Below are 26,944 nucleotides of genomic sequence, written 5' to 3' on the forward strand. Positions count from 1 at the left end.
TGGATGAATAGGTTTATTATTTATTCATAGTGGGGTACTACCACTTAAAAAACGGGTTAATTATCTTTAAAGAAATTGCAAAAACGCCCCCGTTTCATCGAGGGCATTTTTGTTTAATTCAATGACGGTTTAACGGCTCTATCAAAGGTTTTGACCATCTTTTTATACTCATGGATAATCTCTTTCAATACCTCAATTTCTCGCTCCTGGTGTTCAATAATTCTCGATTGAATTTTGATACGTTCATTGTCTAAATTAAAGTCCTTCATCATCCTAATTTTGTGCGTTTAAAGGCTTCTTTTAGGTCTGTGAGTACGGTTTTATGCTCTGCTTTTGCATAATGCTTTAGAGTAACCTCAAGGCTCGTGTGGCCCATTGTTGCTTTAGTTGCCAACTCCGATAAACCTGCATTGTATAGAATCGTACTATACGAACGCCTTGCAACGTGACACGTAAGCACTTTCTTTATCTTTGCCAATGCTCCTATTGCTTTTAGCTGGAGGTTTAGTTTATGGTTGCTAATTACGGGTAAAATCAAGCCGTATTGCTTGCAATAATTATCATCTTGATATTTGGCAAGAATCTCTAATGCTCTGTTAGTCAAGTAGATAGTTTGTGATGTACCCGTTTTTTCTCGTGGCTTATGGATGTAAGTTTCGCCCGTTTCGAGTGGTAAAAAATTATGTGGTTTTAAGGCTCTACAATCCGAATATGATAACCCGGTATGGCACATAAATATAAACACGTCTCGAACCCTGTCAAGGCTCGTTATTAGGTGCAGTTTCTCAATGGCTAATACTTCTTCTTCTGTAAGAGCTTCACCACGTTTTATCTCGAACTTTCTGCGGAAACTCATAAAAGGATTTCTACGAATCCATTCCTTTTCTACGGCAAAATCCATGATTCGCTTGAAATGCCCTGAAACCATTTGAACTACATTATGACTTAGTTTCTTTTCCTTTTTTAGCCAATTACTAAACTCCTTAATATCGTATGGTACAATAGCTTCTAAACTCGCATTTTTGCCTAAACGACTAATACCAAACTCGCTTATATGTTTGGTTTGTACCTTGATTTTTCTGACAGTGCCTATACTTTTATCACCTACTTTATAATCGTCTTCTACTGTTTTTAAAAACAAAGTAAGTGCGTGTTGTAGGTTTGGAATTGTAGCAACGCCCAAGCCCAAAACAATAGATTTTATGAGGTCTAAATCAATGCTACGTTCGGTTAAAGTGAGTTCTATATATGCTTTTTCGGCTCGTAGCTTCATATCTTGCAACATCAATGTTCGGTGTGTATCGCCTTTGATGCTCCAGTTTTGAGTATCAAGGTCGCCGTACTTGCATTTCATATTTGTAGAAAATGGTTTACGGTATTTGCCAAATTGTAAATCAATCATAATCGTACAATTAGTGTCGGCATTTTTCGGGTTTATCTTTCTTTGCCATACTAATACATTAAACCTTGTTTCAGTCGATTTTAAACCCTTACCATGTTGAGCATCTTGGAGTTTGTTACCTATCGGGGAATTTGTTATTTTTGCCATGATTCAAATAGAATGTTTAAAAGCCCGTTCACTATGTCCAGTAGTGGCGGGCTTGTTTATTATTTAAAGAACTTTTGTATTGGAATAGAAAAGTATGCTGCTATTTTTTCTAACTCACTTTTAGTAGCTTCCTTTTCGCCTCGATAAATTAAAGCCCATCGCTTCTTATTTATCTGAGTATTATCGTAAAATTCAACATTTGGTTTAAATACAAGTTTTGTATTTCCTTCGATGGCTTGTGCGATACTTGACTTTTGCATATTTGTTATTATTTATGTTAAAAATGATATTACAAATGTAATAATGAACATTATATATGCAAAATATATTATTAAAATTTTGTCAAATGGTACATACATTTGTAGATGGATATTTCAAAAACTATAATTGAGATTCGAGAACGCAAAAAAATTAAGCAATCTGAACTTGCTAATAAGTTAGGTATTGACCAACCTAACTATTCTCGTTTGGAAAAAAGGGGCGAAAAATTAACTGTTGAGCAGCTAAAACAAATTGCATCAGCTCTGGGCGTAGAAATCAATGAGCTATTAGGTATTGAAGTACAATCAATAGATATTGAGAAAGTAAAAAGAATAGAAAAGAGAGTTTCAGAATTGGAAAAACTCAATAATATATTAGAAGAAAGAAATAAAGAATTACAATTAGTTCAAGATGAAAATAAGGTAAAATTAAATAGTATTAATCGTCAATTGACTTTTCAATTGATGATAATGTATCAAGTTGGGCGTATCAATTTATTGAATACAGATTTAACCATTGCGAAAAAAGTAAACGTTAGCGAAATATCTCAAGAAGAATTACAAAAGATAATTTATTCACAAAACGACTTTGCAATTGATTACTATTTCACCCAAGAAGATAAGAGAGAAATTGTAAATAAATTGACTGGAAATTTAGAAGAAGAAAAAGGCTTCAAAGTCTTTTTAGATAATTATGACGTTATACGACTATTACTACCTTAGTGTCAATTAATAGACTCGCTTACACTACATAAACCACTTATAATCAACACTTTGCAATATATTTCAGTAAAATATTTCATTGCTTAGCTTACATAGATGGCTTACAAATTGGCAAAAAGATTCTATAAATGACTGATAGTTATTGTTTTAGTTCTGAGAAGTAAAACCCCTACGCGGTCACAAAGGAGAATAGCATTAGCTCTTCTCCTTTTTTTATTATACTCGGATGAGAAGGTTTGGGGCGAGAAATTTTTTCTTTGAATCTTCAATCGCTCATAGAAGTTAATCAAATGACCCATTTTTTGCTAAAAAATTCTTTTCTCTATCTCTCAAAATACAAGCCTTCAAAACAATTTCTTCCTATAATACAACTTTTTCAAAAATATTTTTAATTTTGAAAAGCATTTTAGTACCTAACTATTCTTTAAACCTTATTTATTTATGAAAAAGACCATCATTGCATCCGTAGTTGGAGGCCTTATCCTCTTTTTTTGGCAATTTCTCTCTTGGACAATTCTTGACACGCATCGACCGATGCAAAACTACACGCCAAAACAACAAGAAATATTAGATTTTCTTGGTCAGAACCTCGAAGACGGTAGCTATTATCTGCCAACCCTACCACAAGGTGCTTCTATGGAAGAAAACGAAAAATTAATGAAGGAGTCAGCAGGCAAACCTTGGGCCGAGATCCGCTATCATAAAGCCATGAATGCCAACATGTCACTGAATATGATTCGAGGGCTTTTGATTGATATTTTAGTAGTTTTTTTGTTTTGTTCCTATTTACTAAAAAGTTCGCTCGATTTTAAAAGCACTCTCATTTCGGCTTTAGTCTTTGGGTTAATAGCTTATTTAATCACTGACTATACCAAACAAATTTGGTTTGAAACCAATACAATTCCTGATTTGATTGATGCCATAGTGGGCTGGGCTTTGGTTGGTTCTTGGATTGGTTGGTGGTTTGGAAGGAAATAATCGTTTAAATGTCATTTTCTGGATACTAAAAAAGTCGTTAAGTTTTTGCTTAACGACTTTTTTAATACCTATCTATGTACTTTATATCCTTAACGGCTCAAATAGAGATTTCTTTCCGAATAAACTTTCAAGAAATAATCATCTGTTAAATCATCAATGAAATAAATTCCTTCACCTGTCGATTTCATTTCTGGGCCAAGTTCTTTATTTACATTCGGGAATTTATTGAACGAGAACACTGGAATCTTAATTGCATAACCTTTCTTCACAGGGTTAAATTCAAAATCAGTTACTTTCGCTCCTAACATTACTTTCGTAGCGTAGTTTACGTAAGGCTCTTGGTAGGCTTTACAGATAAATGGCACAGTACGAGAAGCACGAGGATTGGCTTCAATTACATAAACTTTTTCGTCTTTAATCGCAAACTGAATATTGATTAAACCAACTGTGTTCAATCCTACTGCAATTTTGCGAGTATATTCTTCAATTTGAGCAATTACTGCTTCGCTTAAATCAAACGTTGGAAGCAATGCGTAAGAGTCGCCTGAGTGAATACCTGCTGGCTCGATATGCTCCATGATACCGATGATATATACATTTTCACCATCACAGATTGCATCAGCCTCAGCTTCGATAGCATTTTCTAAGAAGTGGTCAATCAAGATATTATTATCAGGAATGTCATTCAAGATTTTCACAACGTGCTGCTCCAGTTCCTGTTCGTTGATAACAATCTTCATACTCTGTCCACCCAAAACGTAGCTCGGACGCACCAATAATGGGAAACCTAACTCACGAGAAACTTCTACGGCACGGTCGGCAGAACGAACAGTATCGAACAACGGATAAGCGATATCCATTTCTTTTAATCTTTGTGAAAAACGACCTCTATCTTCGGCCAAATCAAGGGCATCGTAAGACGTCCCGATGATTTTGATGCCGTATTTTGTCAATTTTTCGGCCATTTTCAAGGCAGTTTGTCCACCCAACTGCACAATTACACCTTCTGGTTTTTCGTGCTGAATGATGTCATAAACGTGTTCCCAGAAAACTGGCTCAAAGTATAATTTATCAGCAATATCAGGGTCGGTCGAAACAGTTTCAGGGTTACAGTTCACCATGATAGCTTCGTAGCCACACTCTTTTGCCGCCAAAATTCCGTGTACACAAGAGTAATCAAACTCAATTCCTTGTCCAATACGGTTCGGCCCAGATCCTAGTACAACAACTTTCTTTTTGTTTGAGCTAACTGACTCGTTATCAAGGTTATCAAGCGATGTACTGAAAGTTGAGTAAAAATACGGTGTTTTTGCTTCAAATTCAGCTGCACAAGTATCAACACACTTGTATATACGATGAATTTTCAATTCAATACGCTTATTGAAAACTTGACTTTCTTTGCAGTTTAGCAAGTGAGCAATTTGTCGATCAGCGTAGCCTTTTTGTTTGGCAGTCAGCAATAATTCTTGTGAAATTTCATCAATAGTCGTTTGCTCAATTTCTTTTTCGAGCATTATCATCTCCTCGATTTGACGCAAGAACCATTTATCTATTTTAGTAAGATTCTGAATGGTTTTGAACGAAAGTCCAGCCTTGAAAGCATCATAGACGTGAAATAGACGATTCCAAGATGGATTAGCCAAAGACTTTTTGAGTGCATCTTGGTCTTTTAATTCTTTTCCATCAGCACCTAAACCATTACGCTTGATTTCAAGCGACTGACAAGCCTTTTGAAGTGCTTCTTGGAAATTACGACCGATACCCATTGTTTCACCAACCGATTTCATCTGTAAACCAAGCGAACGGTCGCACCCTGGGAATTTATCAAAGTTCCAACGTGGAATTTTTACGATTACGTAGTCGATTGCTGGCTCAAAATATGCTGAAGTGCTTCCTGTGATTGGGTTAATCAACTCATCAAGGTTATAACCAATGGCCATTTTGGCGGCAATTTTGGCAATCGGATAACCAGTTGCTTTAGATGCTAATGCTGACGAACGAGAAACACGTGGGTTGATTTCGATGGCAATGATTTCGTCAGTTTCTGGATGAAGCGAGAACTGAACATTACATCCACCCGCAAACTGTCCAATAGCATTCATCATCTTGATTGCCATATCACGCATTCTCTGATAAACTGTATCAGGCAAAGTCATGGCAGGTGCAACCGTGATTGAATCACCTGTGTGAACACCCATTGGGTCGAAGTTCTCAATTGTACAGATGATTACGATATTGCCGAGATTATCTCTCAATAACTCTAACTCAAATTCTTTCCAACCTAAGATTGACTGTTCAACCAATACTTCATGCACTGGCGATGCGTGTAAACCGTTATTAAGGGCTTTATCGAATTCTTCAGGCGTATTCACAAAACCACCACCCGTTCCGCCGAGTGTGTAAGAAGGACGAATAACGAGTGGAAAACCGATTTCTTGAGCAATTTCTTTTCCTTCCAAGAACGAACGTGCCGTGCGACCTTTACAAACACCTACGCCAATTTCAAGCATTTTTAGTCTGAATTTCTCACGGTCTTCAGTTGTTTCGATGGCTTTAATATCAACACCGATTATCTGAACATCATATTTTTTCCAAACACCTGCTTTGTCACAATCAATGGCTAAATTGAGAGCGGTTTGGCCTCCCATTGTCGGCAAAACTGCATCAATCGGGCGACCCATCTGCTTGTGTTTTTCCAAGATTTCAACGATGGATTTTTTCTCCAAAGGTTTGAGATAAACGAAATCAGCATTGAGGGGGTCGGTCATGATAGTGGCAGGATTTGAGTTTATCAAACTTACCTCTATGCCTTCTTCTCGAAGTGACCTTGCGGCTTGTGAACCAGAGTAATCAAATTCGCAGGCTTGACCGATGACAATAGGGCCAGAGCCGATAATAAGAATTGACTTGAGATTGGGATTTTTTGGCATTTTTTCTTTGAAGGGGGTTTCGATTACTACACGCTCTAAACGTGACTATCGAAGGACAAAGGTAACATAGAATTTTTATTTATTCATGGAAACCAGTTAATTATCTTAGAAAAGTACAATACAATAACAATAATATTAAGTTTAAAGTCCGTTAAATCAATTTATTGAAAATATAACTCAATTGGCAAAACATTAAAGTTGAATAAAAGTAATCTAATGAAAATATGTATTGTGCGAAAAATTATTTATTTTTGAAAACCCTAAATAACAAATAGGTTTTAAAACCGAGTGAACACTATAAAATTACTACTATGTTAAAAAATTTACTTTTTAGCTTTTTGGGCTTATGTTTGTTTTCTTCACAACTCTTGGCACAAAGCCCACAACTTACCGAGAAGAAAAAAATTAAAGTACAGATGTATATTGATGGAAAACTACACCCATCTAATCAAACTTTCACCAGAGCTGACCACAATATTCAGATAAAAGCCTACGATGCCATCAGTAATAAAGAATTGGCGGTTGCCTTGGTTGAGGCTTCGTTGATAAGAAATGGTCAGAAAATTGCGACCCTTAAACTTCCCGGAACAGGTTCTATTGAAAAACTGGCAGCGAGAGCAAAAAACAACGACAATTATATGTTTGAAATAAAACAAGTTTTGGAATTGACCGAAGATTTATCGCTCAAGCCTTTTTCAGAAAAAAGTTTTAAAGTGAATTATTGGTTTTTTGATGCTCAACTTGACGCTACCAAGGTTGCGGTTGGTAGCAATTAACACAGCTTTTTTATACTGTTTTGATTTACATAATAAATTAAAACAAATTTATAACAAAATAGCCATTGAAATTCTATTATTTCGTGTTACTTAAAAATGATTACATTTGATGATTCTCCAGTGTCTTATTGGACATTGGGAATGCTGCTGTTTGTTTCAGCAGCACTTTTAACTGTTATCTCATCGCTCAAAAGCCATCAGCTAATCAACAATTGGTTGATAAGGGCTGCATTTTTTCTTCAATTACTGCTGCTTTTTTATTTTCGATTACCTGCAATAGTATTCAACGAAATGCTGAATCCTGATGAAAATCTCTTCATCGTTGGAGCAATGACCCTTGCAGAATCACCGCTTTATTGGGAATCAGTGGATGGTTGCACAAGTGGTCCTTTTAATTTTTATATCATCACTGCATTTTGTGAGATTTTCGGACAACCATACGACTATATTTCTGCTCGAATCGTTGGAATTTTATTGCTTATGGGAAGCTGTCTATTCATTTTTTTGACATTAAAAATTCTTTTCTCTTCCCATACAGCCTTACTGAGTTTATTTCCTGCTACCGCTTACTTAGGCCTTACCCGACATTGGGATTTTGTCAATTTTAGTAGTGAGCAACTTCCTATTTTTTTGATGAGCATTATGCTCTACTTATTTGCGAGAATTTATACAAATAAAACAAACATCAAAAAGATGGATGTTTTTATATATGGATTTATTGCTGGTGGAATCATATTTACAAAATTACAAGCCATTCCGATTGCATTTTGTCTAACACTAAGTGGCTATTGGCTAATTTATGAAAAACGAAAAAACGATTTTTTGAAAAATACTATCATTTTTACAATTAGTGGGTGTTTAACCTCTTTTGTTTTGGTACTAATAGGATATTATTATCATTTTCTTGATAAAATATGGATTTTCTATCTCAAAAATAATTTGTCTTACGGAAAAGAAAGTCGCAGTATCATTCATAGTATTTTTATTTCATTCAGCGACCCTTTCAATATTTTTATTCGTATCATTATTCTGCTATCTGGGCTACTACTACTATACTTTATTTTTATAAAAAAGCAATTTAAGCCTAATATTTTGAGTAGTACGCTTATTCTTTTCGTAGGTAGCACTATTTTTTCGGTCTATAAAACGGGGTTTATGTTTCATCATTATTTGCTTTTTTTAATTTTCCCATCAGTATTTTTATTTGCCTTTCTGCTCAATGAGCTATCAAAGTTTTCAAAAAAAATACTCAATATAGGTCTTTCGATAATCGCTACACTATACCTCATCTTACAAACCCATACTGCCGCCTTCTCAAATCATTTCATAAGTGCTGATAAGCCTCAACGCCCCTTATCAATTTCACAAACGGGGTATCAGATTTTGAAGTATTCACGACCTAATGAATCGCTGGTTGTTTGGGGCGATGCTGGAAGATTATATTTGGAAACTAAACGTATTCAGGGAATAAGATGGAGTAACTCGCACTGGGGAATGTATAGTGATTCGCTTCAAAAAAACTTCCAAAAGGAATTTATTATTGAATTGAAAGAAAAACCATTTCCTGTTTTTGTAGATGCTCACCCTACTAAAAACACCTTTATGACACGTGATAAATTGGGTTATGAAACTAATAAAGAATTGAAAGAGCATATTGACTCAAACTATCAATTTATCGGTGAATTTGATGAACAACGAGTCTTTATTCACAAAGATAGGTTAAAAGAAATGAACGCTACCAAGTAGCAATAAAAAGCCACATGATTCGATGTGGCTTATTTGTTGAAGTTATTTAACTACAATATTTTTCTGCTCGATTAAAGAAAGTAGCGAGTCTTTGCCTGCAATAAATGCCTTATCGTAGTCGAATGCCTGAATGGTCGTATCAGTAATGGCAAAGTTTTCGTAATCTTGAAAAACAATACCTCCGACTGTTTGACGGTTTTTCACACGGCGAAATCTTGGTCCACCATTAGTATATGCCAAATAATCAACAAGATGTGTTTTCTGGTTAAACCAATAGCAATAAACGTCTTCAAAGTCTTTGCCTCCGCCCTCTTTATCGAACCATACTTTAACTTTATCGTATTTTTGTTTGTCGATTTCAGCTTCGCCGAGATATTCAAGATTTACTGCTTTATCTTTCAATTTATAGGGCAAAAGCACAAAATATGCTACTGAATTGACAGCATTTTTATATTTTTCTTGGTCTTTTTCTGAAAGAGTAATCTGATTTCCGTTGATGATTCTCAGAAAACCTTCATTATTAATAATATCCCAAACTTCATTATTCGCACTATCTTTTGAGATGCGTTCATACTGAAATTTACCCTCATTTTGCATGAGCTTTATATGAAACTTACGGAAATCAAATTCAGCCATAAACTTCTCATACTTTGCTCCACCGTGTACTTCGATACTTTTATCGACAATTTCACGGGCTTTATCGGTTTTGTCTTTGCAGGCAACCAATGCTAAAGCAAAGGCTGATATTAGAATAAGTTTTTTCATAGTTGTAGCACAATTCTCCGAATTGTGAGTTAAAATGTTGTATTAAACACAATTCGGAGAATTGTGCTACTGATTTATCAAAAATACGAGGCAATCACTTCTTGAATCTTACTCATCGGTACAATCATCGGCTTTTTGGTAATTGTTATTTCTACCTTCGTTTGTGGACTATTTGGGTCGGAAATGACTTTATAATTACCCTTTACCACTCCAATAAGTGTCTGTAAACTAAACGAACCAGCATTTGCATTTCCTTGAAAAACACCACCTTTGTTTTGAATAGCCTTTGTGGCGTTTACTACAAATTCATTAGATGAACCTGGGTAGTCGATGTTGAATGATGCCATTGTATGAATGGATAATTGTTAATGGATAATGATAAATTATGCAATCTGTTTATACTAATTTCACCAATTCGTTGAGTTTTAGTAAGGCCTCAATTGGTGAAAGTGTATTTACATCTATTGCTTTTAGTTTTGCTTTTAATTCTTCAATCTTAGGGTCTTCTGGCTCGAAGAAACTTAATTGGAAATTATTCTTCGGAGCTTCTCGAATTTTCTCTTTGTTATCTTCTTTGATATGGTCTTTTTCGAGGTGATGTAAAATTTCATTGGCTCGAAGCACTACCGATTGAGGCATACCTGCAATTTGTGCTACGTGAATACCGAAACTATGTTCGCTGCCACCTTCTTTGAGCTTACGTAAAAATACAACTTTATTGTTGAGTTCTTTTACCGAAACATTAAAGTTTTTAATACGGCTAAAATCTTCGGCCAATTGATTAAGTTCGTGATAGTGCGTCGCAAAGAGCGTGTAAGGCTTACATTTTGGGTGATTATGTAAATACTCTGCAATACTCCACGCAATACTTACGCCATCGTAGGTGCTGGTTCCTCGACCAATTTCGTCCATGATTATGAGACTTCTGTCGCTCAAATTATTCAAGATTGAAGCCGTTTCAGTCATTTCAACCATAAATGTCGATTCGCCACGAGAAAGGTTATCGCTCGCTCCTACCCTTGTAAAAATCTTATCGACAATGCCCAATTCGGCACTTTGGGCGGGTACGAAACTACCCACTTGTGCCATGAGCGAAATCAAAGCAGTTTGACGAAGCAAGGCCGATTTACCCGCCATATTTGGCCCAGTAATGATAATGATTTGCTGGGTTTGGTCATCTAAATACAAATCATTTGGAATGTAGGCTTCGCCCAAAGGAAGTTGCTGTTCGATAACTGCGTGGCGGCCTTCTTTGATATTAAGCACCTTATTATCAGAAACTTGCGGCTTACAGTAATTATTCTTCTGAGCCACTTTCGCAAATGATGAAAGTGCATCAAGAATAGAAATCACTCGGGCATTTTGCTGAATTTGTGCCACAAACTCATTGGCCGTGATGACTAACTCATTGAAGATTCGGTATTCTATCTCAAATATCTTTGATTCGGCCGTCAGGATTTTTTCTTCGTAAATCTTTAGTTCTTCGGTAATGTAACGCTCAGCATTGACAAGCGTTTGTTTACGAATCCACTCGGGCGGAACTTTGCTTTTGTGCGAATTGGATACTTCGAGATAATAGCCAAAAACTTTATTGTAAGAAATCTTCAACGAAGGAATACCCGTGCGAGCCGATTCTCGATTTTGGATTTCAATCAAGAAATCTTTTCCCGAAAAAGCAATTTTATGAAGCTCATCTAAATCAGCATCAACGCCTGATTTTATCATATTTCCTTGGTTTGTAACCACAGGAGCATCGTCACGTAATTCTTTTTCGATTTTATCAATTAAATACTGACAATCAGTGAGTTGGTTGATGTATTTTTGAAGCACCGAGAATTTTTCACCGCCTAAAGCCAGTTGTTTTTTGATAGGGTCGATTTGCACCAAAGCCCTTTTTAATGTTACCAATTCTCGTGGATTGATGCGTCGAACGGCCACTTTTGAAATCAATCTTTCTAAATCACCGATTGGTTTGAGGAGTGTAGAAAGTTGTTCGAGAATCTCTTCATTTTTTACAAAAAACTCAACGGTATCGAGCCTTTCTTGAATGAGTGAACGCTCTTTGAGCGGTAAAACCAACCATTTACGAAGCAACCTCGCTCCCATCGGGGTGATAGTTTGGTCGAGCACCTGAATGAGCGGGACACCGCCATCGTGCTGGGCAAAAACCAATTCGAGGTTGCGAATCGTGAATTTATCAAGCCAAACGTATTTGTCTTCGTCGAGACGAGTAATGCGGGAAATATGTCCCATTTCTTTATGCTCGGTATCGGACAAGTAACGCAAAATTACGCCTGCCGCTGTGATTCCATCGGGCATGGTTTCTACGCCAAAACCTTTCAAAGTTGCCACTTTGAAGTGATTTAAGAGTAAATTATAGCCAAAATCAAATTTATAAGCCCAGTCTTCAAAGGTAAACTCATTAAATTTATCTCCGAAAAGTATCTGAAATTCGCCTCGGTGTTTTTTGCAATAAAGCACTTCTGAGGGTGCGAAACTCTGTAATAATTTATCTATGTATGCTGTATTTCCTTCGGTTGTGAGGAACTCGCCCGTTGAGACATCGAGAAACGAAACACCAAAATAATCGGGTTTGGCAAAGTGAATAGAAGCGAGATAATTGTTTTGTTTGTGGTTCAAAACGTTATCATTGAACGAAACCCCAGGCGTAACGAGTTCGGTAACCCCACGACGCACAATGCCTTTGGCGGTTGATGGGTCTTCGAGCTGGTCGCAGATGGCTACACGTTCTCCTGCACGAACGAGTTTTGGCAAATAGGTATCAAGCGAGTGATGCGGAAAACCCGCCAATTCTCCTTGAGCTCCACCATTATTGCGGCGAGTAAGTACGATTCCGAGGATTTTTGAGGCACGAATGGCATCTTCGCCAAATGTTTCGTAAAAATCACCCACCCGAAACAACAACATTGCCCCAGGGTATTTTGACTTGATTTGGTTATATTGACGGTTTAAGGGAGTTTCCTTGATTTGCTTTACTAATTCTTCTTTTGAAGGTCTTGCCACGATTCTCTGCTTGCTAAATGTTTGTAAAATTTAGCCCAAATTTAGGAGAAAAAAGGGGATTTTTGTAAAAAAGAATTAGGGAAAAGCAAAAAAATAATCAAATTTTGAATATAGATTTTGGTTTTTGTTAATTTGAAAAAAGTAGTAAGTTTACGATGAGAAACAATTTAATGGAAGACATTAGACCATGTCATACCACTCTCAGTGGTGCAATAAAAATAAACTTAGGTTTTGAATTAAAATCAAAAATTTCAAATCTATTTCGTATTGTTTTTAGCGTTACTTTGGCTACTAAACCATGTAATACAACGCCAGATTTAGCTATTTATCCTCAACAAGCTCTTGATTTCAAAAATGACCCTTCAAGACGGGAAGATGCACCTTTGCTTGTAATAGAAATTCAATCAGCATCACAAAGCACAAAGGAAATGGTCGAAAAACTCGAACCTTATTTTGATTTTGGCGTAAAATCTTGCTGGATTGTGATTCCGACTTTACAGGCAATTTTAGTTTATGATAGCCCTACTCATTATGAGTTTTATCATGAAGACGAAATGCTGAAAGATAAAACCCTAAATATTGAAATTGATTTAAAGAAAGTATTCGAGTAAAATATATTTACCAAAATTAAGCGGTTATATTTTGAATCATAAATCAAAATACAACCGCTTTTATATTAAATTCACTTTTTTACAACTTCACCCGACTTTTCTCACTTTCTGAGCCACCTGATTGGCGTGCATTGAGGGTTTTACCTTTGCTGAATCGGTAAGCAAATGAAAACGTTACGACTCTACTATCGAGATAACTTAGCCAATTGGCTTTGGCATTGGCGATATTTCTGATGTCTCCGCCTGGTTGGTTGGTGTAGAAAATATCAGAAACATTTATGCGAAATGTGCCTTTATCTTTCAAGATTTTCTGCGAAATTCCAGCTCGCATCGACCAAACTGGAATCGTCAGAAACTGCCCTGCCAACACTCTTGTTTGGTAATTTCCTGCTAATTCCGCCGATAATTTTTTATTGATTTTAAATTGATTAGTTGGGCCAACATACCAATAAAATCTACTTTCATCGAGGGTTTGACCATAAACTTTGGTGTTATAACCTTGATTTTTCAGTTCTGTATAAAGTTGGAGTGTCCACCATTTATTGATGGTAAAATTACCGTTTACTGAGATTCCGTAGGAAGTAAATTCTCCGAAATTCCCGGGGCGACTGTAATAAATTGTGCCTCGCTGTTCGTTGGTTTCAAAGATGAGATTTTTAGAAATACTGTACTCCAAAGAAGTTGTCAGGAAATTTTTGTAAGTGTGCGAAACCTCTAAATTATACGAATACGTTGGTTGTAAAAATGGATTTCCTCCGTAATAGGTATATCTATCCAACGGATAGGTAAATGGGTTTAGGTCTTGATAATTTGGGCGGTCGATTCTTCGTCCAGCCGAAAAACCAAGTTGGTGCGTTTGTGTGCTATCTAATTGATATTGCAAATAAAACGTTGGAAACAAACTATTGTAAGCCCTCGTAAAAGTTGAATCTTTAGTCATTTTATTGCCCAGCTGATTGCCTTTGATACTTGTATTTTCGTAGCGTAATCCTGCTTGCAACGATAGTCTTTTCCAATTTTTTGAGTAATTCACGTAAGCCGCATTGATATTTTCGTTGTATTTGAAACGGTTAGAAAACTCATAATTTGGAACTTCTTGACTATTAACTATATCAAAAAAATCGGCGGTGTTATCGGTCTTGATAAAACTTGTCTTTATTCCAGTTTCAAATTTTGCTCCACCTTTGAGCGGATTTACGTAATCAATTTTAGCGGTTTTGATATTGATTTCGGCGGGAAGCGATGAACCTAAAACCGTTTGGCCAACCAAAACTCTTTCGGGCGTGAAAATGGTATTTGTTAGTTGTTGGTCTTGGGTTGAACTATATTGAATCACATCAAAATTTGATGTTAATTCTTTGCCCAAAGAGTCAATTTTAAGGGCGTAGTTTAAGTTTATGCTGCCATTTTTCCATTTTCTATCGTTGGGGCTAAATGCTTCAATGATGCTCACGACTTGGTTATTTTGGTTCAAAATCTGAGCTTTGTTGGTGGTAGGCACAAAAGTTGGATTATAAAAACCATTCAACACAAGTCCCAAAGTAGATTTTTTCGATACATAATAATCAAGACCCAATTTGAGGTTATTGCTCCCCAATTGGCGTTTGATATAAGAATTTTGACTAAAAGCCGACGAATAAGCACCTTCGGGCGTATAATAAAGGCGATTGATAGTCAAATCTTGGTACGTATTGTTTTGATTGACACTGGCATTGGTAAAGAAATTGAACTTATTGATGCGATAATTGAAATTGATACTATTATTGGTTCGAGCGTAACGCCCTTGCCCGTAACCCAAATTAATTCCGCCATTCAAACCTTTTACTTGGTTCTTTTTTAGCTTGATATTTATAACACCTGCATTTCCTGCGGCATCGTATTTGGCAGGTGGATTGGTCATAATTTCGATACTTTCGACCGAACCTGCGGGCAACGAACGCAAATAACCAGCCAGATCAGCGGTTGCTAAATACGTGGGTTTATCATCAACAAAAACTACTACGCCCGATTTTCCTTTGAGCGTAATCAAACCATTCACATCGACCTGCACCCCTGGAGCTTTTTCTAAGATTTCGAGCGAAGTTGTACCAGCATTACCAATCAAAGCATCAGGATTTATCACAACTCGGTCAATCTTTTTTTCTACGAACGATTTCTGAGCCTTGACGGTCACTTCTTGTAAGTTTTTGGTAGCTTCCGAAAGGGAAATAATCCCTAAATCAACATTTGCGTTTGAAGCTGATAAAATGATGTTTTCGGCAACGTATGGCTGCATACCGATATACGAAACCGTGAATTTGCAAGTGTCTTCCTTCAATTTTTCAAATTCAAATTTCCCATCAACATCGGTAAAAGTTGACTTGATGATTTTATTGGTTTTAGCTTTAGAAAGAATGACCGTTGCCCCGATAACTGGTTCTTTTTTTTCATTCTGCACTTGGCCAATCACTTTATCAATCGTTTGACTATAAGTCAGTTGTGTAGCCCAAAATAGTAAAATTGTAATGTAATAGCTTTTAATCATAATTTTGTTTTTTTATTTATTCAGTTGTTTGTGTTGGTTCTTAGTGGGTTTTCAAATACAGCCAATTCCCAAAAGAAAAGCCTGCCGCAAATATTTTGATGATACAAACCGCAATAAATACGACCAAAAAAACTTTAAATAAGTTCGATTTGAAAAGTGCTTCTTTTGTCATGATTGTAAGATTTAGAAAGTTGGAATTACCTTTTACTTTGAGCTGTACTGCTATAAGTCAAGAAAATTAAGAGAATGTTGCATTTTCTATTTGAGCAGTTGGTTAATTTGTTCATTACTACTTTTTTCGTGTTACTTTAAATGTACCATTAGGCTGATTTAACAGCAATTCATTGTAATTTCCTTTTGAATCTTTGATAAAATTTACAGAATACCCCGCTGCTCCTACTTTTAAGTTAAACTTATCTTTTTCGATGGCTACTAACTCAAACTCGGGTTGATTGGGCAACGACATGAATAAAGTTTTATCATTTTTGAGGCTAATTTTCATGGGTGTTCCGTTCAACAAAAATTCACCTGTATAAGTCATTAAAACTTCTTTTGAAAGTGTTTTTGGCTTAATTGACCGCTCAAATTCTATCGGCTTCGCTATTTCTGGGTCGAACTGGATTGATGTACTTTTGATTTCGCCGTTTATATCTTGATTAAATACAATTCGGTTAATGCTAAAACTCGTATCAACCCCAGTTTTTTTATCGACTTGATAAACCTCAAAAACATCATTTTTGTAAGGGCGAAGCCACCATTTATCTTCTGCAAAAACTGCAAATAATGAATCTTTTTTAATTGAAATTTCAAATTTTCCGTAGGCTTCGTTGGTGTAATATCCTTCGTAATTTTCTAAATTATGCGAGGATTTTTCATTGGTTTTCTGATTTTCTACTGCACTTTTCTTGGCGTTTTTCATGGCCAGTTTTGCAGCATTTTCAGAGGTTAACAAATAACTACTCCAATCTTTCGTGGGTAAATCCAACATTCGGTCGGCAATTACATTGCGGACAATTGACGTAACTTTCGATAAATTTTGATTACAAAACACCACAATTCCGACATTATCGGTAGGAAAAAACGCCACATTGGCCGTAAAACCTGTAATCGTTCCACCGTGGTCAACTCTATAATGCCCACGATACGATGACACAAACCAACCCAAACCATAATTATTGAAATAGAGCGAAGGATTATTATTGGCTGGCACGCCACCCGCAATAATCATGTGCGAGCCGATGGCATCTCTGACATAAGAAGCAGGCAAAATTCGTTTACCTTTATAAAAGCCATTATTCGCCCAAAGCATTGCCCATTTAGCCATTTCGACAACCGAAGTATTGATTCCACCAACCGATGACATCACATCTAAATTTACATATTCGGTCTGCTTGATTTTATCGTCATCGGTTGTAATATATCCCAAAGTTCTATCTTTATTTTTTGCCATCGAATCAACCGAAAAGTTCAGATTTGTCATTCCCAATGGCTGTAAAATCTTTTCTTGCAAATAGTTTCGGTAAGGTTTACCTGTCAGATTTTCGATGATTCTTCCCTGGGCCAAAAACATGAAATTATTGTACTGGAATTTTTCTCGAAGTCCATAATTTGGCTCTTGAAATTGCACTTTTTTCAATAATGAATCGACAGATTTGGATTTGAAAAGTCCCCAAGCATCGTCATAGCGTGGTAAGCCAGTTCGGTGACACATCATATCTCGAATCGTCACTTTGTTGTTTAGCTCATCGTTGTAAAATTTCAGTTGTGGGAGATAGTTTCGGGCTGGTTTATCGAAATCTACTTTTCCTTCTTCTTGCAAAATGCCCAAAAGCGAGCAAGTAAAAGCCTTTGTGCAACTTCCTGAAGCAAAAAGCGTATTTTCGGTAACTGGAATTTTGTTGGCAACATCGGCATAGCCAAAGCCTTTGGCATAGACAATTTTGTCTTTTTCGACAACCGCAACAGCAAAACCTGCACAATTCCAATCTTTCAGCACTCGGTTGAAAGTAGAATCAAGTCCAGTGAAGCGTTTATCAGTTGTCTGTGAAAATCCTTTTTGTAGCATCAAAAGGAGTAAAATAGTAATAGCTTTTTTCATAATAATTGTAACACAAATGAATGAGGATGTGTAAAATTATCATGACGACAGCACTTCTATTTGTCAAATCCTGCTAATTCTGTTTTAAAAATAACGTAGGCGAAACACCAAAATGGTTTTTGAAAGCTTTGCTAAAAGCATAAATATCAGCAAAACCCGACTCAATGGCAGCTTGCGACACCGAATAACGGTCTTGTTGAAGTATTTTCTGACTATGTTCGAGTCTTTTCTGCAAAATATACTGGTGAGGCGTAAGTCCGTAAACTAATTTAAAAATCCTAAAAAAGTGATATTCCGACATGCAGGCTTCTTTTGCTACCAATTCAATGGTCAGCGGCATAAAAAATGTATTATCAATAAATTCTCGCCCCAGCGAAACTCGTTTGTATAAATCTTTTTTTGTGGCAGATTTGATGGTCGGAATTTGCTGTAACTGCTTAAAAACTGGCAATTGGTCAGCAACGATTTTCTCCGATAATTGATAGAAAAACTCTTGGTTGAAAATATTAGTTGACAAATGATTTCTTTGAGCAGAAAGCCCCATTCTTGATAAAACGCCACCAAGTTGGGTCTGATTGGCATCATAATGATTCTCCAAAAAATCAGTTGTACTAAAGAATTCTCCGAGTGCAGAGTCTGAAAAAGCGGTATCAGGTCGTTTCATACTTGCTACCACCTCGGTCAGCATTGAAGGTATGATATTGATGCAAATTCCTTTGACATTTTTGTTGCTTTCAATCTCAACACTACCCTCCAGAAGATAATTTGTGAGCAAATATTTACCAGCTTTTACATCATACTTTTGACCATTAATGATATATTTTTCACTTCCCTCAAAGACATACTTTACCGCAAAACCTTTCGATTTAATTGGGTGATAAAATTCTCGCAATGAAGAAAACACAACGATATTATCATCATATTTTATCGCTTCCAGTACGTCCTTTGTTTCGTTAAATAGCTGAAACATAATGCTCGAATTAAAGTATTTTAGCAAAAAACAACATAAAATCACTCGAAATAACAGCGTTTCAGCCAAACGAAATGTTAAAAAATGATATGTGGCTCGACAACTTTACGAAAGGGAAATGAATTTCCTTAAACACACATTTTACACTTGTTCTTCTCCGAAATTCTCATAAATTTGTTATTTCTTCAACCAACAAAACTATGAATTTCAATATTGACGCTGATAAAAGCACAACTTATGATGCAATCGTAATCGGTTCGGGCATTAGTGGCGGCTGGGCTGCCAAAGAACTCTGCGAAAAAGGACTAAAAACATTGGTTCTGGAGCGTGGTGGAATGGTCGAACACGTAAAAGATTACCCAACTTCCATGACAAATATTTGGGAGTTTGAGCATCGGCTTCGAGATACAAAAGAAGATTTGCAGAAAAACCCCATTGTGAATCGTTGCTATGCTTACTCGGAAGCAACGCAACATTTTTTTGTAAAAGACGAACAGCACCCTTACATTCAAGAAAAACCTTTTGATTGGATTCGAGGCTACCAAGTTGGTGGAAAATCTTTGCTTTGGGCAAGACAAACCCAACGTTGGAGCGAGTATGAATTTGAAGCTCCCGCCCGTGATGGTTTTGCGGTAGATTGGCCAATCAGATACAAAGATATTGCTCCGTGGTACAGCCATGTGGAGCGTTTTGCAGGAATTTCGGGGAATAAAGACAATATCAAAAACCTTCCCGATGGAGAGTTCTTACCAGCCTGGGAATTAAATTGTGTTGAAAAACACATTCAGTCGGCTGTAAAAAAGCACTATCAAGATCGCCAAGTAATCATCGGCCGATGTGCCCATCTGACCAAACCCAACGAAATTCACGCCAAACAAGGGCGTGGGCAATGTCAAGCTCGAAGTTTGTGCGAGCGTGGTTGTCCATTTGGTGGCTATTTTAGTTCAAACTCTTCTACCTTGCCGTGGGCTGCCAAAACTGGAAAACTGACGATTCGACCTAATTCGGTTGTACATTCAATTATTTATGATGAGAAGCTCAATAAAGCGTCAGGTGTACGAGTGATAGATACAATCACCAAAGAAAGTATTGATTATAAGGCACGAATCATTTTTGTAAATGCGGCGGCTCTTAATTCCAATTTAATTTTATTAAATTCTATTTCAAATCGTTTCCCGAATGGTTTGGGGAATGATAGCGGAGTTCTGGGACAATACATTGCTTTTCATCAATATCGTGGACAAGGCGGGGCAACGTTTGAAGGCTATACTGATAAATATTACTACGGCCGCCGACCTACTTCGGCATTTATGGCCTCATTCAGAAATGTTGAAAAACAAGAAACCGATTTTCAGCGTGGCTATATGTTGGCGTTTTCGGCAGGGCGTGGCTCGTGGCAACGAGGCTCTCAACCCGAAGCATTTGGAGCAGATTTTAAGGAAAGTCTTACTCACCCAGGTGATACATGGAGCGTGTATATACAGATGCAAGGCGAGACAATTCCTAAAAAAGAAAACCATGTAAGATTGAGCAAAGATAAAACAGATGCGTGGGGCATTCCGCAATTGGTTACTTCAATTGGTTATGATGAGAATGACCACAAAATGATGAAAGATTTTCATGTGCAAGCCTCAGAAATGCTCGAAAAAGCGGGTTGTAAAAACATTAATATGTTTGATAGTAAACAAAACCCAGGCTTGGATATTCACGAAATGGGTGGCGTAAGAATGGGTAAAGACCCAAAAACTTCACTACTCAATGAATGGAATCAATTACACGCTTGCAAAAACGTATTTGTTACCGACGGTTCTTGTATGACCTCAATTGGTAATCAGAACCCTTCGCTTACTTTCATGGCTCTCACGGCTCGTGCTGCCAATTATGCAGTTAGTGAGTTGAAGAAGAAGAATTTGTAATAAAAAATTAAGGAAGACTTTACCATTTAAGCAAAGTCTTCCTTAAAATATAATTTGAGGAAATCCTGTACGTTCTGAAAAAAAGAATCTACATGAAAAAACTACAAATCTACCTACTTTACTTCCTACCATTCATTAGTTTTGGACAAGAACATTCTATCGAAAAACATCAAAAAGGTGTTTCTTTAGAAGCCTTCGGAATTAGTCCCTTTGGTTCGCTCAATTTTGATTATGTGGTGCATCGCACTCAACGAGGCTTTTTTAGTTTACAAGTTGGTATAGGAATTATGTCAACGATTGAAGACCAATGGTCATTCCCACATGCCATTTCTTATAATTATCTACTCAATAAACCAGCCAAACGAAGAAACCAATGCAAACCTAACCCGAAAGTGAGAAATGAAACTTTTTTGGAAATCGGTTATGGTCAAATCTTCCATTCTAATCAAGCAACTATTGGTAATATTGAGTATGCAATGCCCATTGTTGGTTTTAGAATTCACTTTACAAAAAGTGCAAATAAAGAGTTTTATTTAAAATGTAGAATTACTCCGAATCTGCTAAAAAACAATTCAACTTTTGCAGGTTTAGCATTGGGAAAAGTCATTTAATATCATATCAAAAGTATCAAAAAACAAAAAAACGAAGCACCTATCGATGCTCCGCCTTCATACTCGGTTCATTAATCTACTCAAATATTGTTTGAGATCTTAAATTATTTATCAAGTTTCGTCAACTCTCCTTTGCTAAATGGTTTTGTTTCTACAAAAACTTCCTTTCCTTTTTTGTTTATAAAACCAGTCTTTCCAAAAATACTTACACGAGCCATTCCATCAGAAAAATTGTACGCCTCATCATAAATCAACGGAATGATTTCAACGCCCAATTTGTCAATATAGCCATGTTTTCCTGCTGTTGACACTCGTGACATCCCCTCTGAGAAACTCAAAATATTGTCGTATTTAACAGGGGCAACCTCCTTACCAGTTCTATCGATGACTCCAAATTTCCTTTTTACGGTTACAACAAATAATCCTTCGGAAGAACCTACAATAAAATCATAATCCACTTTTAATAACTTATTACCTTCTTTATCGATTAAATTCCATTTTCGTTCGTTACGAACAACAGCTATACCTTCTGAAAAATTATCAACTTCATCAAAAGTATCAATTACTATCAATTGATCATTTTTGTCTATAAAACCCCATTTTTTATTTTCAGTTTTTATTGCCGCTCGACCTTCTGAAAAGCTTTTGGCCGACTTATATTTCAATGGAATAATCAGAATCCCTTTTTTGTCAATAAATCCATATTTGTTTTCAATCGCTACACAAGCCATTCCCTCAGAAAAACTCTCTACTTTATCGAATTTTGGGAGGGCTACATAGTTATTTTTTAAGTCAATTACACCCCATTTACTGTCCTTTTTTACAAAAGCTAATCCTTCTGTAAAACTCAATACATTTTCATATTGGGGGGTAATCTTTAATTTACCTTTAGCATCAACAAAACCCCATTTCTCACCAACTCTTACTGCTGCCATTGACTGTGAAAAATTAAGGACTTCATCATAATTAAAGGCAATTTTTTCAATACCAAATTTGTCAATAAAACCCCACTTGCCATTTTTTTGAACAGCTGCAAACCCCTCACTTATATCATACGCATTTTCATACCTAAGTGATACAACTGAATTTCCTTTTTTGTCAACAAAACCAACTCTATTATTACTTTCGATACGTGCAATACCCGATTGAAAATCACTCACTTGTGTTGCTGAAGCAAATTCCATTTTTATTTCTTGAGCAAAAATATTACCCGAAAGCAAGACGAGACCTAATAAGAGGCTTTTGTGAAAGTTGTTGTTAAAAAAATTATTCATAGGATTATATGGTTATTAGGAAAACAAATCTTATTTACTTATTATCTTGCCAAACTTGTGCCAATTGACCCTTTTTGAATAGAATCTTACCCAACGGATACATTTGCCAATTTGGCAGGGTTATCAACACGATTTAGCAGGTTTGATTTTTAATTTCACTAAAGGGTCAAACTCAGTGCCAAGCTTGCCCTAAAAAACATAAACTTAGCCAGCGGATACATTTTGGAAGTGTGGAGAAATACTCAAAAAATAGTATCTTTGTGCAAAAATTCGGCAACGAAAAAATACAGACATTAATTTGACAGCTTCATAAATGAAAATTTCGTACAATTGGTTAAAGGGTTTGATTGATATTCAAGAATCGGCCGAAGAAATTGGTAAATTATTGACCGCTACTGGCTTAGAAGTAGAAGGCATCGAAGAAATAGAGTCGATAAAAGGTGGCTTGAAAGGTTTTGTGGTGGGCGAAGTGCTTACTTGTGAGACTTTTATGGTCAAGGAAAAACAATTGAGTTTAACAACAGTAAGCATCGGTTCTGAAACGCCTTCTACGATTGTTTGTGGTGCCGCCAACGTAAGAGCAGGGCAAAAAGTAATCATTGCTACGCTCGGAACAACCATTTATTTTGAGGATGGCAAATCTTTTGTAATCGAAAAACGTAAAGTTTATGGGCATCCGTCTGAAGGTATGATTTGTGCTGAAGATGAGATTGGAACTGGGCATTCGCACGATGGAATCTTGGTTTTGGATACTGATTTACCAAATGGTACGCCAGCAATAGAATATTTCAAATCAATCGGAAAATCGTTTGAGGCTGATTATCAAATCGAAATTGGTCTTACACCAAACCGTGCCGATGCGGCATCACATTTAGGCGTTGCTCGTGACCTAAGAGCGGTTTTGGGTCGTGAGATTACGATGCCATCTATCGAAAATTTCAAGCCTGTTTCAACAAAGACAGACTTTCAGATAACTTTAGAAAATACCGAAGCTTGTCCACGTTTTTGCGGTTTAGAAATTCGTGGAATTACAGTAAAAGAATCGCCAGAATGGTTGAAAAATGCTTTATTGGCTATCGGTCTGAATCCAATCAGCAATATCGTTGATATTACAAATTATATCTGCCACACACTCGGTCAACCGATGCACGCATTTGATGCTGACGAGGTAAAAGGGCATAAAATTGTGGTGCGTGTTCCAGAGAAAGGCACAAAATTCACGACCCTTGATGGTACAGAACGCACACTTTCAGGAAGCGATTTGATGGTTTGTAACGAAGCAGAACCAATGGCAATTGCAGGTGTTTTTGGTGGTCAAAAATCTGGCATCAAAAATTCTACTCAAAATGTGTTCTTAGAAGTAGCTTATTTTAGTCCAGTTTGGGTGCGTCGAACTGCCACTTTTCACGGTTTAAAAACCGATGCTTCGTTCCGTTATGAACGTGGTACTGACCCAAATATGCCTCCATTTGCAATTCGCTTGGCGGCAGTTTTGATTCAAGAATTGGCAGGTGGAGAAATAATCGGTGAACCAATTGATGTTTACCCAAATCCGATTGCCAATTTTGAAATTACAGTAAAACATAAAAATATCAATCGTTTAATTGGTAAAAACTTAGACGACCGTTTGATTCATAAAATTCTGAAAAGCCTTGATATTGAGATTTTGAGCGATAACGGCAGCGAAATGCAAGTAAGTGTGCCACCCTACCGTGTGGACGTAACGCGTGAGGCTGATGTAATCGAAGAAATTTTGAGAATCTATGGTTTTGATAATATTGAGTTATCAGAAACTCTTCAAACCGATTTCCTATCATCGTTTGCCGAGAAAGATGCTGATAAATTACAATTCCGTATTATTGAACTATTGGCAGCTAATGGTTTCAATGAAATACAAACGCTTTCAATTACTCGACCTGCTTATAATCAAGCACTTGAAGCCACCGCAAAGGGAGAAACGGTAGTACTATTGAACCCATTGAGTGAAGAACTCTCGGTGATGCGTTCGAGTCTTTTATTGACTGGAATGGAATCGGTGGCATATAATATAAATCGCCGTCAGAAGGATTTAAAGTTATTTGAATTCGGACGTAGTTATTTCAAAAAAGACGATAAATATAAAGAAAATAAGCATCTGGGTGTTTGGATGACGGGGAATCGTCAGTCAGAATCTTGGGCGAGTCCGAGTACACCTTTGGCTTTCCATGATTTGGCTTTGGTTGTACAGAAAGTTTTGAAGGCAATGAAAGTTGTGAAATTTGACACACAAGAAGCTGATTCTTCTGTTTTCCAATATGGTCTTTCTTATTTAATCAACAAAAAGCCAGTTGTAAGTTTGGGTTTAGTAAAACCACAATTGGCTAAATTGGCAGATGTAAAACAAGCAGTTTTCTACGCTGATTTCGATTGGGAATATTTATTAAAACAATATTCGGGAAAAGTCGCTTTTGTTGAGATTCCGAAGTTCCCAGAAGTACGTCGTGACCTTTCGTTAGTGATTGATTCGGAGGTGAAATTTGAGCAAGTTTCGGCCATTGCAGCCAAAACCGAAAAGAATTTACTCCAAAGCATCAACGCTTTTGATGTCTATGCAGGCGAAAAACTGGGTGAAGGAAAAAAATCTTACTCTGTTAGCTTCACACTCATCGACAAAGAAAAAACTTTGACCGATGATGTGATCGATAAAACAATGCAACGCCTTATTGTAGCTTACGAAAAAGAACTTGGAGCAGTGATTAGAAAATAATTATAGTCGCCCATTAAAATGGGCGACTGATGGAACAACGGATGAAAAATTTACATGAATAATCGGACTTGAAGTCCGATTATTTTTTTATAAATTCTTTCCTTTGTTCCCTTAGTCGGTCAATTTATTGACTGAATGATAGATTGAATTAGTTTTTTTCGCTCAAAAATGTAATCTTTTTAAAAGAAAAGCGTCTAAAGAAAAACTAAAACAATTTTACGAATGAAAAAGTATGTAATGCTGGCCATTTCAGCCGCTATTTTGAATATTTGTGTTGTAAATACAAGTGTAGCAAATACTCCTAATTTAATAATTGCTCAAGACGAAACTCCAGAAGCTGAAATCTTATTGGATAAAGCTATTGAAGCCGAAGCGGCAGGAAATCAAGACGCTCTTTTAAGTTCCTTGACGGCTGGTACGGCTGCTCTCGAAAAAGAAGCCAAGGCTGATAAAGGAAGTTTTAAAGATAAACTTTTAAGTCAAGTTGGTACATTACAAAAATTTGCACCAATGGTAAAAAGTGGACTTTTGAAAGGAGATATGCTCAAAAAAGTGATTAATACCGTAAAAATGCTTTTGGCAGCCAAACGAATTGAAAGTGCCCTCGGTGGTTCAAATTTACTCGGGAATGTAAGTGGCTTGACCAAAAACTTAGGTTTGATGAAAGCGGGTTTACCGGCCTTGGGTGGAGAATCTCAAAACAAACTCGGTGGTTTATTAAACACAGCCATAAGTAGCGTAGGTAATCTTAGTAAAGGAGGAATGACCGCCAAAGCTGCCGAACCAGCCGTAAAAAAACAACTTGGCGGAATCTTGGATTTTGTGAAAGGAGCGATATGAGTTTAGAGTTCTGAGTTATTTTTTACTCAGAACTCTAAACTCAGAACTCAGCACTCCTGACATAGTTCAATCAAAACTCCATTTGTACCTTTTGGGTGTAGGAAACATACCAATTTATTATCAGCACCACGCTTTGGTATTTGGTTTAAAAGCGTGAAACCTTCTGCTGCCAAACGTTTCATTTCTGCCAAAATATCATCTACTTCAAAGGCAATATGATGTATGCCCTCGCCTTTTTTCTCAATAAACTTTGCGATTGCACTATCAGGATTTGTGGCTTCCAAAAGTTCAATTTTAGTGGCATTTATTTTAAAAAAAGAAGTTGTAACTCCTTCACTTTCAACGCTTTCTGATTTATATGGAGGCACGTTGAAAAGTTTAGTAAATAAATCATTCGAGGCAGAAATATCTTTTACTGCAATTCCTATATGTTCTACGTTTGTTAGCATAATCTGTTGTTAAGTAAGATTGTGATTTAAATAAGTCTGTGGACTCTGGCTATCGACCGTTGACTTAAAAAAAATACTGTCCCAAAAGAATGGAATTTTCATGGAAAAATCTAACTTGCATCTCAAATAATCGCTAAACGATATAGAAATACGA

At 36.5% G+C, this 26,944-nt stretch carries 21 protein-coding genes; 9 read left to right on the forward strand and 12 right to left on the reverse strand.

What is annotated here, in order from left to right; genetic code table 11:
* Positions 1-268: 268 nt before the first annotated feature.
* Positions 269-1,549 carry a site-specific integrase gene (locus ABR854_RS09335; RefSeq protein ID WP_350265137.1) on the reverse strand — a complete coding sequence of 427 codons (1,281 nt, stop codon included), beginning with the start codon at positions 1,547-1,549 and terminating at the stop codon, positions 269-271.
* Positions 1,550-1,608: 59 nt separating this feature from the next.
* On the reverse strand, positions 1,609-1,809 hold the full coding sequence (locus ABR854_RS09340; protein ID WP_350265138.1) for a hypothetical protein: 201 nt from the start codon (positions 1,807-1,809) through the stop codon (positions 1,609-1,611).
* 105 nt (positions 1,810-1,914) lie between these two features.
* On the opposite strand from ABR854_RS09340, the gene ABR854_RS09345 reads away from it, so the two are divergent.
* Together ABR854_RS09345 and ABR854_RS09350 are read left to right on the forward strand one after the other, a co-directional pair.
* Entirely contained in the window at positions 1,915-2,532 is a 618-nt protein-coding gene (locus tag ABR854_RS09345; RefSeq protein WP_350265139.1) for a helix-turn-helix domain-containing protein, read from the forward strand.
* Positions 2,533-2,973: 441 nt separating this feature from the next.
* The gene (locus ABR854_RS09350) at positions 2,974-3,510 is read left to right on the forward strand and encodes a hypothetical protein (RefSeq protein WP_350265140.1); all 537 of its coding nucleotides are present in this window, start codon (positions 2,974-2,976) and stop codon (positions 3,508-3,510) included.
* An 89-nt stretch (positions 3,511-3,599) separates the two neighbouring features.
* Here the strand turns inward: ABR854_RS09350 and carB are convergent, their stop codons facing one another.
* Positions 3,600-6,440: a carbamoyl-phosphate synthase large subunit gene (gene carB / locus ABR854_RS09355; protein ID WP_350265141.1), complete on the reverse strand. Its 2,841-nt coding sequence runs from the start codon at positions 6,438-6,440 to the stop codon at positions 3,600-3,602.
* Between the two features lie 311 nt (positions 6,441-6,751).
* Between carB and ABR854_RS09360 the strand changes: the two genes are divergently transcribed.
* Together ABR854_RS09360 and ABR854_RS09365 are read left to right on the forward strand one after the other, a co-directional pair.
* The gene (locus tag ABR854_RS09360) at positions 6,752-7,216 is read left to right on the forward strand and encodes a hypothetical protein (RefSeq protein WP_350265142.1); all 465 of its coding nucleotides are present in this window, start codon (positions 6,752-6,754) and stop codon (positions 7,214-7,216) included.
* Between the two features lie 96 nt (positions 7,217-7,312).
* Entirely contained in the window at positions 7,313-8,962 is a 1,650-nt protein-coding gene (locus ABR854_RS09365) for a glycosyltransferase family protein (RefSeq protein WP_350265143.1), read from the forward strand.
* Between the two features lie 42 nt (positions 8,963-9,004).
* On the opposite strand, the gene ABR854_RS09370 is transcribed toward ABR854_RS09365, so the two are convergent.
* From ABR854_RS09370 to mutS, 3 genes are all read right to left on the reverse strand, one after another.
* A complete protein-coding gene (locus tag ABR854_RS09370; RefSeq protein WP_350265144.1) occupies positions 9,005-9,727 on the reverse strand; it encodes a DUF6503 family protein in 723 nt (240 codons plus the stop codon).
* 77 nt (positions 9,728-9,804) lie between these two features.
* Positions 9,805-10,074: a hypothetical protein gene (locus tag ABR854_RS09375; protein ID WP_350265145.1), complete on the reverse strand. Its 270-nt coding sequence runs from the start codon at positions 10,072-10,074 to the stop codon at positions 9,805-9,807.
* A gap of 49 nt (positions 10,075-10,123) precedes the next feature.
* Positions 10,124-12,751 carry a DNA mismatch repair protein MutS gene (gene mutS, locus ABR854_RS09380; RefSeq protein ID WP_350265146.1) on the reverse strand — a complete coding sequence of 876 codons (2,628 nt, stop codon included), beginning with the start codon at positions 12,749-12,751 and terminating at the stop codon, positions 10,124-10,126.
* Positions 12,752-12,906: 155 nt separating this feature from the next.
* On the opposite strand from mutS, the gene ABR854_RS09385 reads away from it, so the two are divergent.
* Complete coding sequence (locus tag ABR854_RS09385; RefSeq protein WP_350265147.1) at positions 12,907-13,362, forward strand: Uma2 family endonuclease; 456 nt, start codon at positions 12,907-12,909, stop codon at positions 13,360-13,362.
* Positions 13,363-13,441: 79 nt separating this feature from the next.
* Here ABR854_RS09385 and ABR854_RS09390 read toward each other — a convergent pair whose 3' ends face one another.
* From ABR854_RS09390 to ABR854_RS09405, 4 genes are all read right to left on the reverse strand, one after another.
* Entirely contained in the window at positions 13,442-15,886 is a 2,445-nt protein-coding gene (locus tag ABR854_RS09390) for a TonB-dependent receptor (protein ID WP_350265148.1), read from the reverse strand.
* Positions 15,887-15,926: 40 nt separating this feature from the next.
* A complete protein-coding gene (locus ABR854_RS09395) occupies positions 15,927-16,058 on the reverse strand; it encodes a hypothetical protein (RefSeq protein ID WP_350265149.1) in 132 nt (43 codons plus the stop codon).
* 117 nt (positions 16,059-16,175) lie between these two features.
* Positions 16,176-17,984, reverse strand: coding sequence for a serine hydrolase (locus tag ABR854_RS09400; protein WP_350265150.1), 1,809 nt, complete (start codon positions 17,982-17,984; stop codon positions 16,176-16,178).
* Between the two features lie 73 nt (positions 17,985-18,057).
* Positions 18,058-18,954, reverse strand: a complete 897-nt coding sequence (locus ABR854_RS09405) for an AraC family transcriptional regulator (RefSeq protein WP_350265151.1) — start codon at positions 18,952-18,954, stop codon at positions 18,058-18,060.
* A gap of 200 nt (positions 18,955-19,154) precedes the next feature.
* Between ABR854_RS09405 and ABR854_RS09410 the strand changes: the two genes are divergently transcribed.
* Together ABR854_RS09410 and ABR854_RS09415 are read left to right on the forward strand one after the other, a co-directional pair.
* Complete coding sequence (locus ABR854_RS09410; RefSeq protein ID WP_350265152.1) at positions 19,155-20,870, forward strand: GMC oxidoreductase; 1,716 nt, start codon at positions 19,155-19,157, stop codon at positions 20,868-20,870.
* Positions 20,871-20,962: 92 nt separating this feature from the next.
* The gene (locus ABR854_RS09415; RefSeq protein WP_350265153.1) at positions 20,963-21,481 is read left to right on the forward strand and encodes a hypothetical protein; all 519 of its coding nucleotides are present in this window, start codon (positions 20,963-20,965) and stop codon (positions 21,479-21,481) included.
* Between the two features lie 104 nt (positions 21,482-21,585).
* Here the strand turns inward: ABR854_RS09415 and ABR854_RS09420 are convergent, their stop codons facing one another.
* A complete protein-coding gene (locus ABR854_RS09420) occupies positions 21,586-22,755 on the reverse strand; it encodes a WG repeat-containing protein (RefSeq protein WP_350265154.1) in 1,170 nt (389 codons plus the stop codon).
* A gap of 313 nt (positions 22,756-23,068) precedes the next feature.
* On the opposite strand from ABR854_RS09420, the gene pheT reads away from it, so the two are divergent.
* On the forward strand, positions 23,069-25,501 hold the full coding sequence (gene pheT, locus ABR854_RS09425; protein ID WP_350265155.1) for a phenylalanine--tRNA ligase subunit beta: 2,433 nt from the start codon (positions 23,069-23,071) through the stop codon (positions 25,499-25,501).
* Positions 25,502-25,723: 222 nt separating this feature from the next.
* On the forward strand, positions 25,724-26,341 hold the full coding sequence (locus ABR854_RS09430; RefSeq protein ID WP_350265156.1) for a hypothetical protein: 618 nt from the start codon (positions 25,724-25,726) through the stop codon (positions 26,339-26,341).
* A 47-nt stretch (positions 26,342-26,388) separates the two neighbouring features.
* Here the strand turns inward: ABR854_RS09430 and mce are convergent, their stop codons facing one another.
* Entirely contained in the window at positions 26,389-26,790 is a 402-nt protein-coding gene (gene mce / locus ABR854_RS09435; protein WP_350265157.1) for a methylmalonyl-CoA epimerase, read from the reverse strand.
* Positions 26,791-26,944 lie beyond the last annotated feature (154 nt).

The sequence above is a fragment of the Emticicia sp. W12TSBA100-4 genome, from assembly GCF_040253585.1.
Taxonomy (GTDB): domain Bacteria; phylum Bacteroidota; class Bacteroidia; order Cytophagales; family Spirosomataceae; genus Emticicia.

Excerpts from the sequence above, each read along its gene's own strand:
- ABR854_RS09335 (WP_350265137.1), bottom strand. The coding sequence starts at position 1,549 with ATGGCAAAAATAACAAATTCCCCGATAGGTAACAAACTCCAAGATGCT.
- ABR854_RS09340 (WP_350265138.1), bottom strand. The coding sequence starts at position 1,809 with ATGCAAAAGTCAAGTATCGCACAAGCCATCGAAGGAAATACAAAACTT.
- ABR854_RS09345 (WP_350265139.1), top strand. The coding sequence starts at position 1,915 with ATGGATATTTCAAAAACTATAATTGAGATTCGAGAACGCAAAAAAATT.
- ABR854_RS09350 (WP_350265140.1), top strand. The coding sequence starts at position 2,974 with ATGAAAAAGACCATCATTGCATCCGTAGTTGGAGGCCTTATCCTCTTT.
- carB (WP_350265141.1), bottom strand. The coding sequence starts at position 6,440 with ATGCCAAAAAATCCCAATCTCAAGTCAATTCTTATTATCGGCTCTGGC.
- ABR854_RS09360 (WP_350265142.1), top strand. The coding sequence starts at position 6,752 with ATGTTAAAAAATTTACTTTTTAGCTTTTTGGGCTTATGTTTGTTTTCT.
- ABR854_RS09365 (WP_350265143.1), top strand. The coding sequence starts at position 7,313 with ATGATTACATTTGATGATTCTCCAGTGTCTTATTGGACATTGGGAATG.
- ABR854_RS09370 (WP_350265144.1), bottom strand. The coding sequence starts at position 9,727 with ATGAAAAAACTTATTCTAATATCAGCCTTTGCTTTAGCATTGGTTGCC.
- ABR854_RS09375 (WP_350265145.1), bottom strand. The coding sequence starts at position 10,074 with ATGGCATCATTCAACATCGACTACCCAGGTTCATCTAATGAATTTGTA.
- ABR854_RS09385 (WP_350265147.1), top strand. The coding sequence starts at position 12,907 with ATGAGAAACAATTTAATGGAAGACATTAGACCATGTCATACCACTCTC.
- ABR854_RS09390 (WP_350265148.1), bottom strand. The coding sequence starts at position 15,886 with ATGATTAAAAGCTATTACATTACAATTTTACTATTTTGGGCTACACAA.
- ABR854_RS09395 (WP_350265149.1), bottom strand. The coding sequence starts at position 16,058 with ATGACAAAAGAAGCACTTTTCAAATCGAACTTATTTAAAGTTTTTTTG.
- ABR854_RS09400 (WP_350265150.1), bottom strand. The coding sequence starts at position 17,984 with ATGAAAAAAGCTATTACTATTTTACTCCTTTTGATGCTACAAAAAGGA.
- ABR854_RS09405 (WP_350265151.1), bottom strand. The coding sequence starts at position 18,954 with ATGTTTCAGCTATTTAACGAAACAAAGGACGTACTGGAAGCGATAAAA.
- ABR854_RS09410 (WP_350265152.1), top strand. The coding sequence starts at position 19,155 with ATGAATTTCAATATTGACGCTGATAAAAGCACAACTTATGATGCAATC.
- ABR854_RS09415 (WP_350265153.1), top strand. The coding sequence starts at position 20,963 with ATGAAAAAACTACAAATCTACCTACTTTACTTCCTACCATTCATTAGT.
- ABR854_RS09420 (WP_350265154.1), bottom strand. The coding sequence starts at position 22,755 with ATGAATAATTTTTTTAACAACAACTTTCACAAAAGCCTCTTATTAGGT.
- pheT (WP_350265155.1), top strand. The coding sequence starts at position 23,069 with ATGAAAATTTCGTACAATTGGTTAAAGGGTTTGATTGATATTCAAGAA.
- ABR854_RS09430 (WP_350265156.1), top strand. The coding sequence starts at position 25,724 with ATGAAAAAGTATGTAATGCTGGCCATTTCAGCCGCTATTTTGAATATT.
- mce (WP_350265157.1), bottom strand. The coding sequence starts at position 26,790 with ATGCTAACAAACGTAGAACATATAGGAATTGCAGTAAAAGATATTTCT.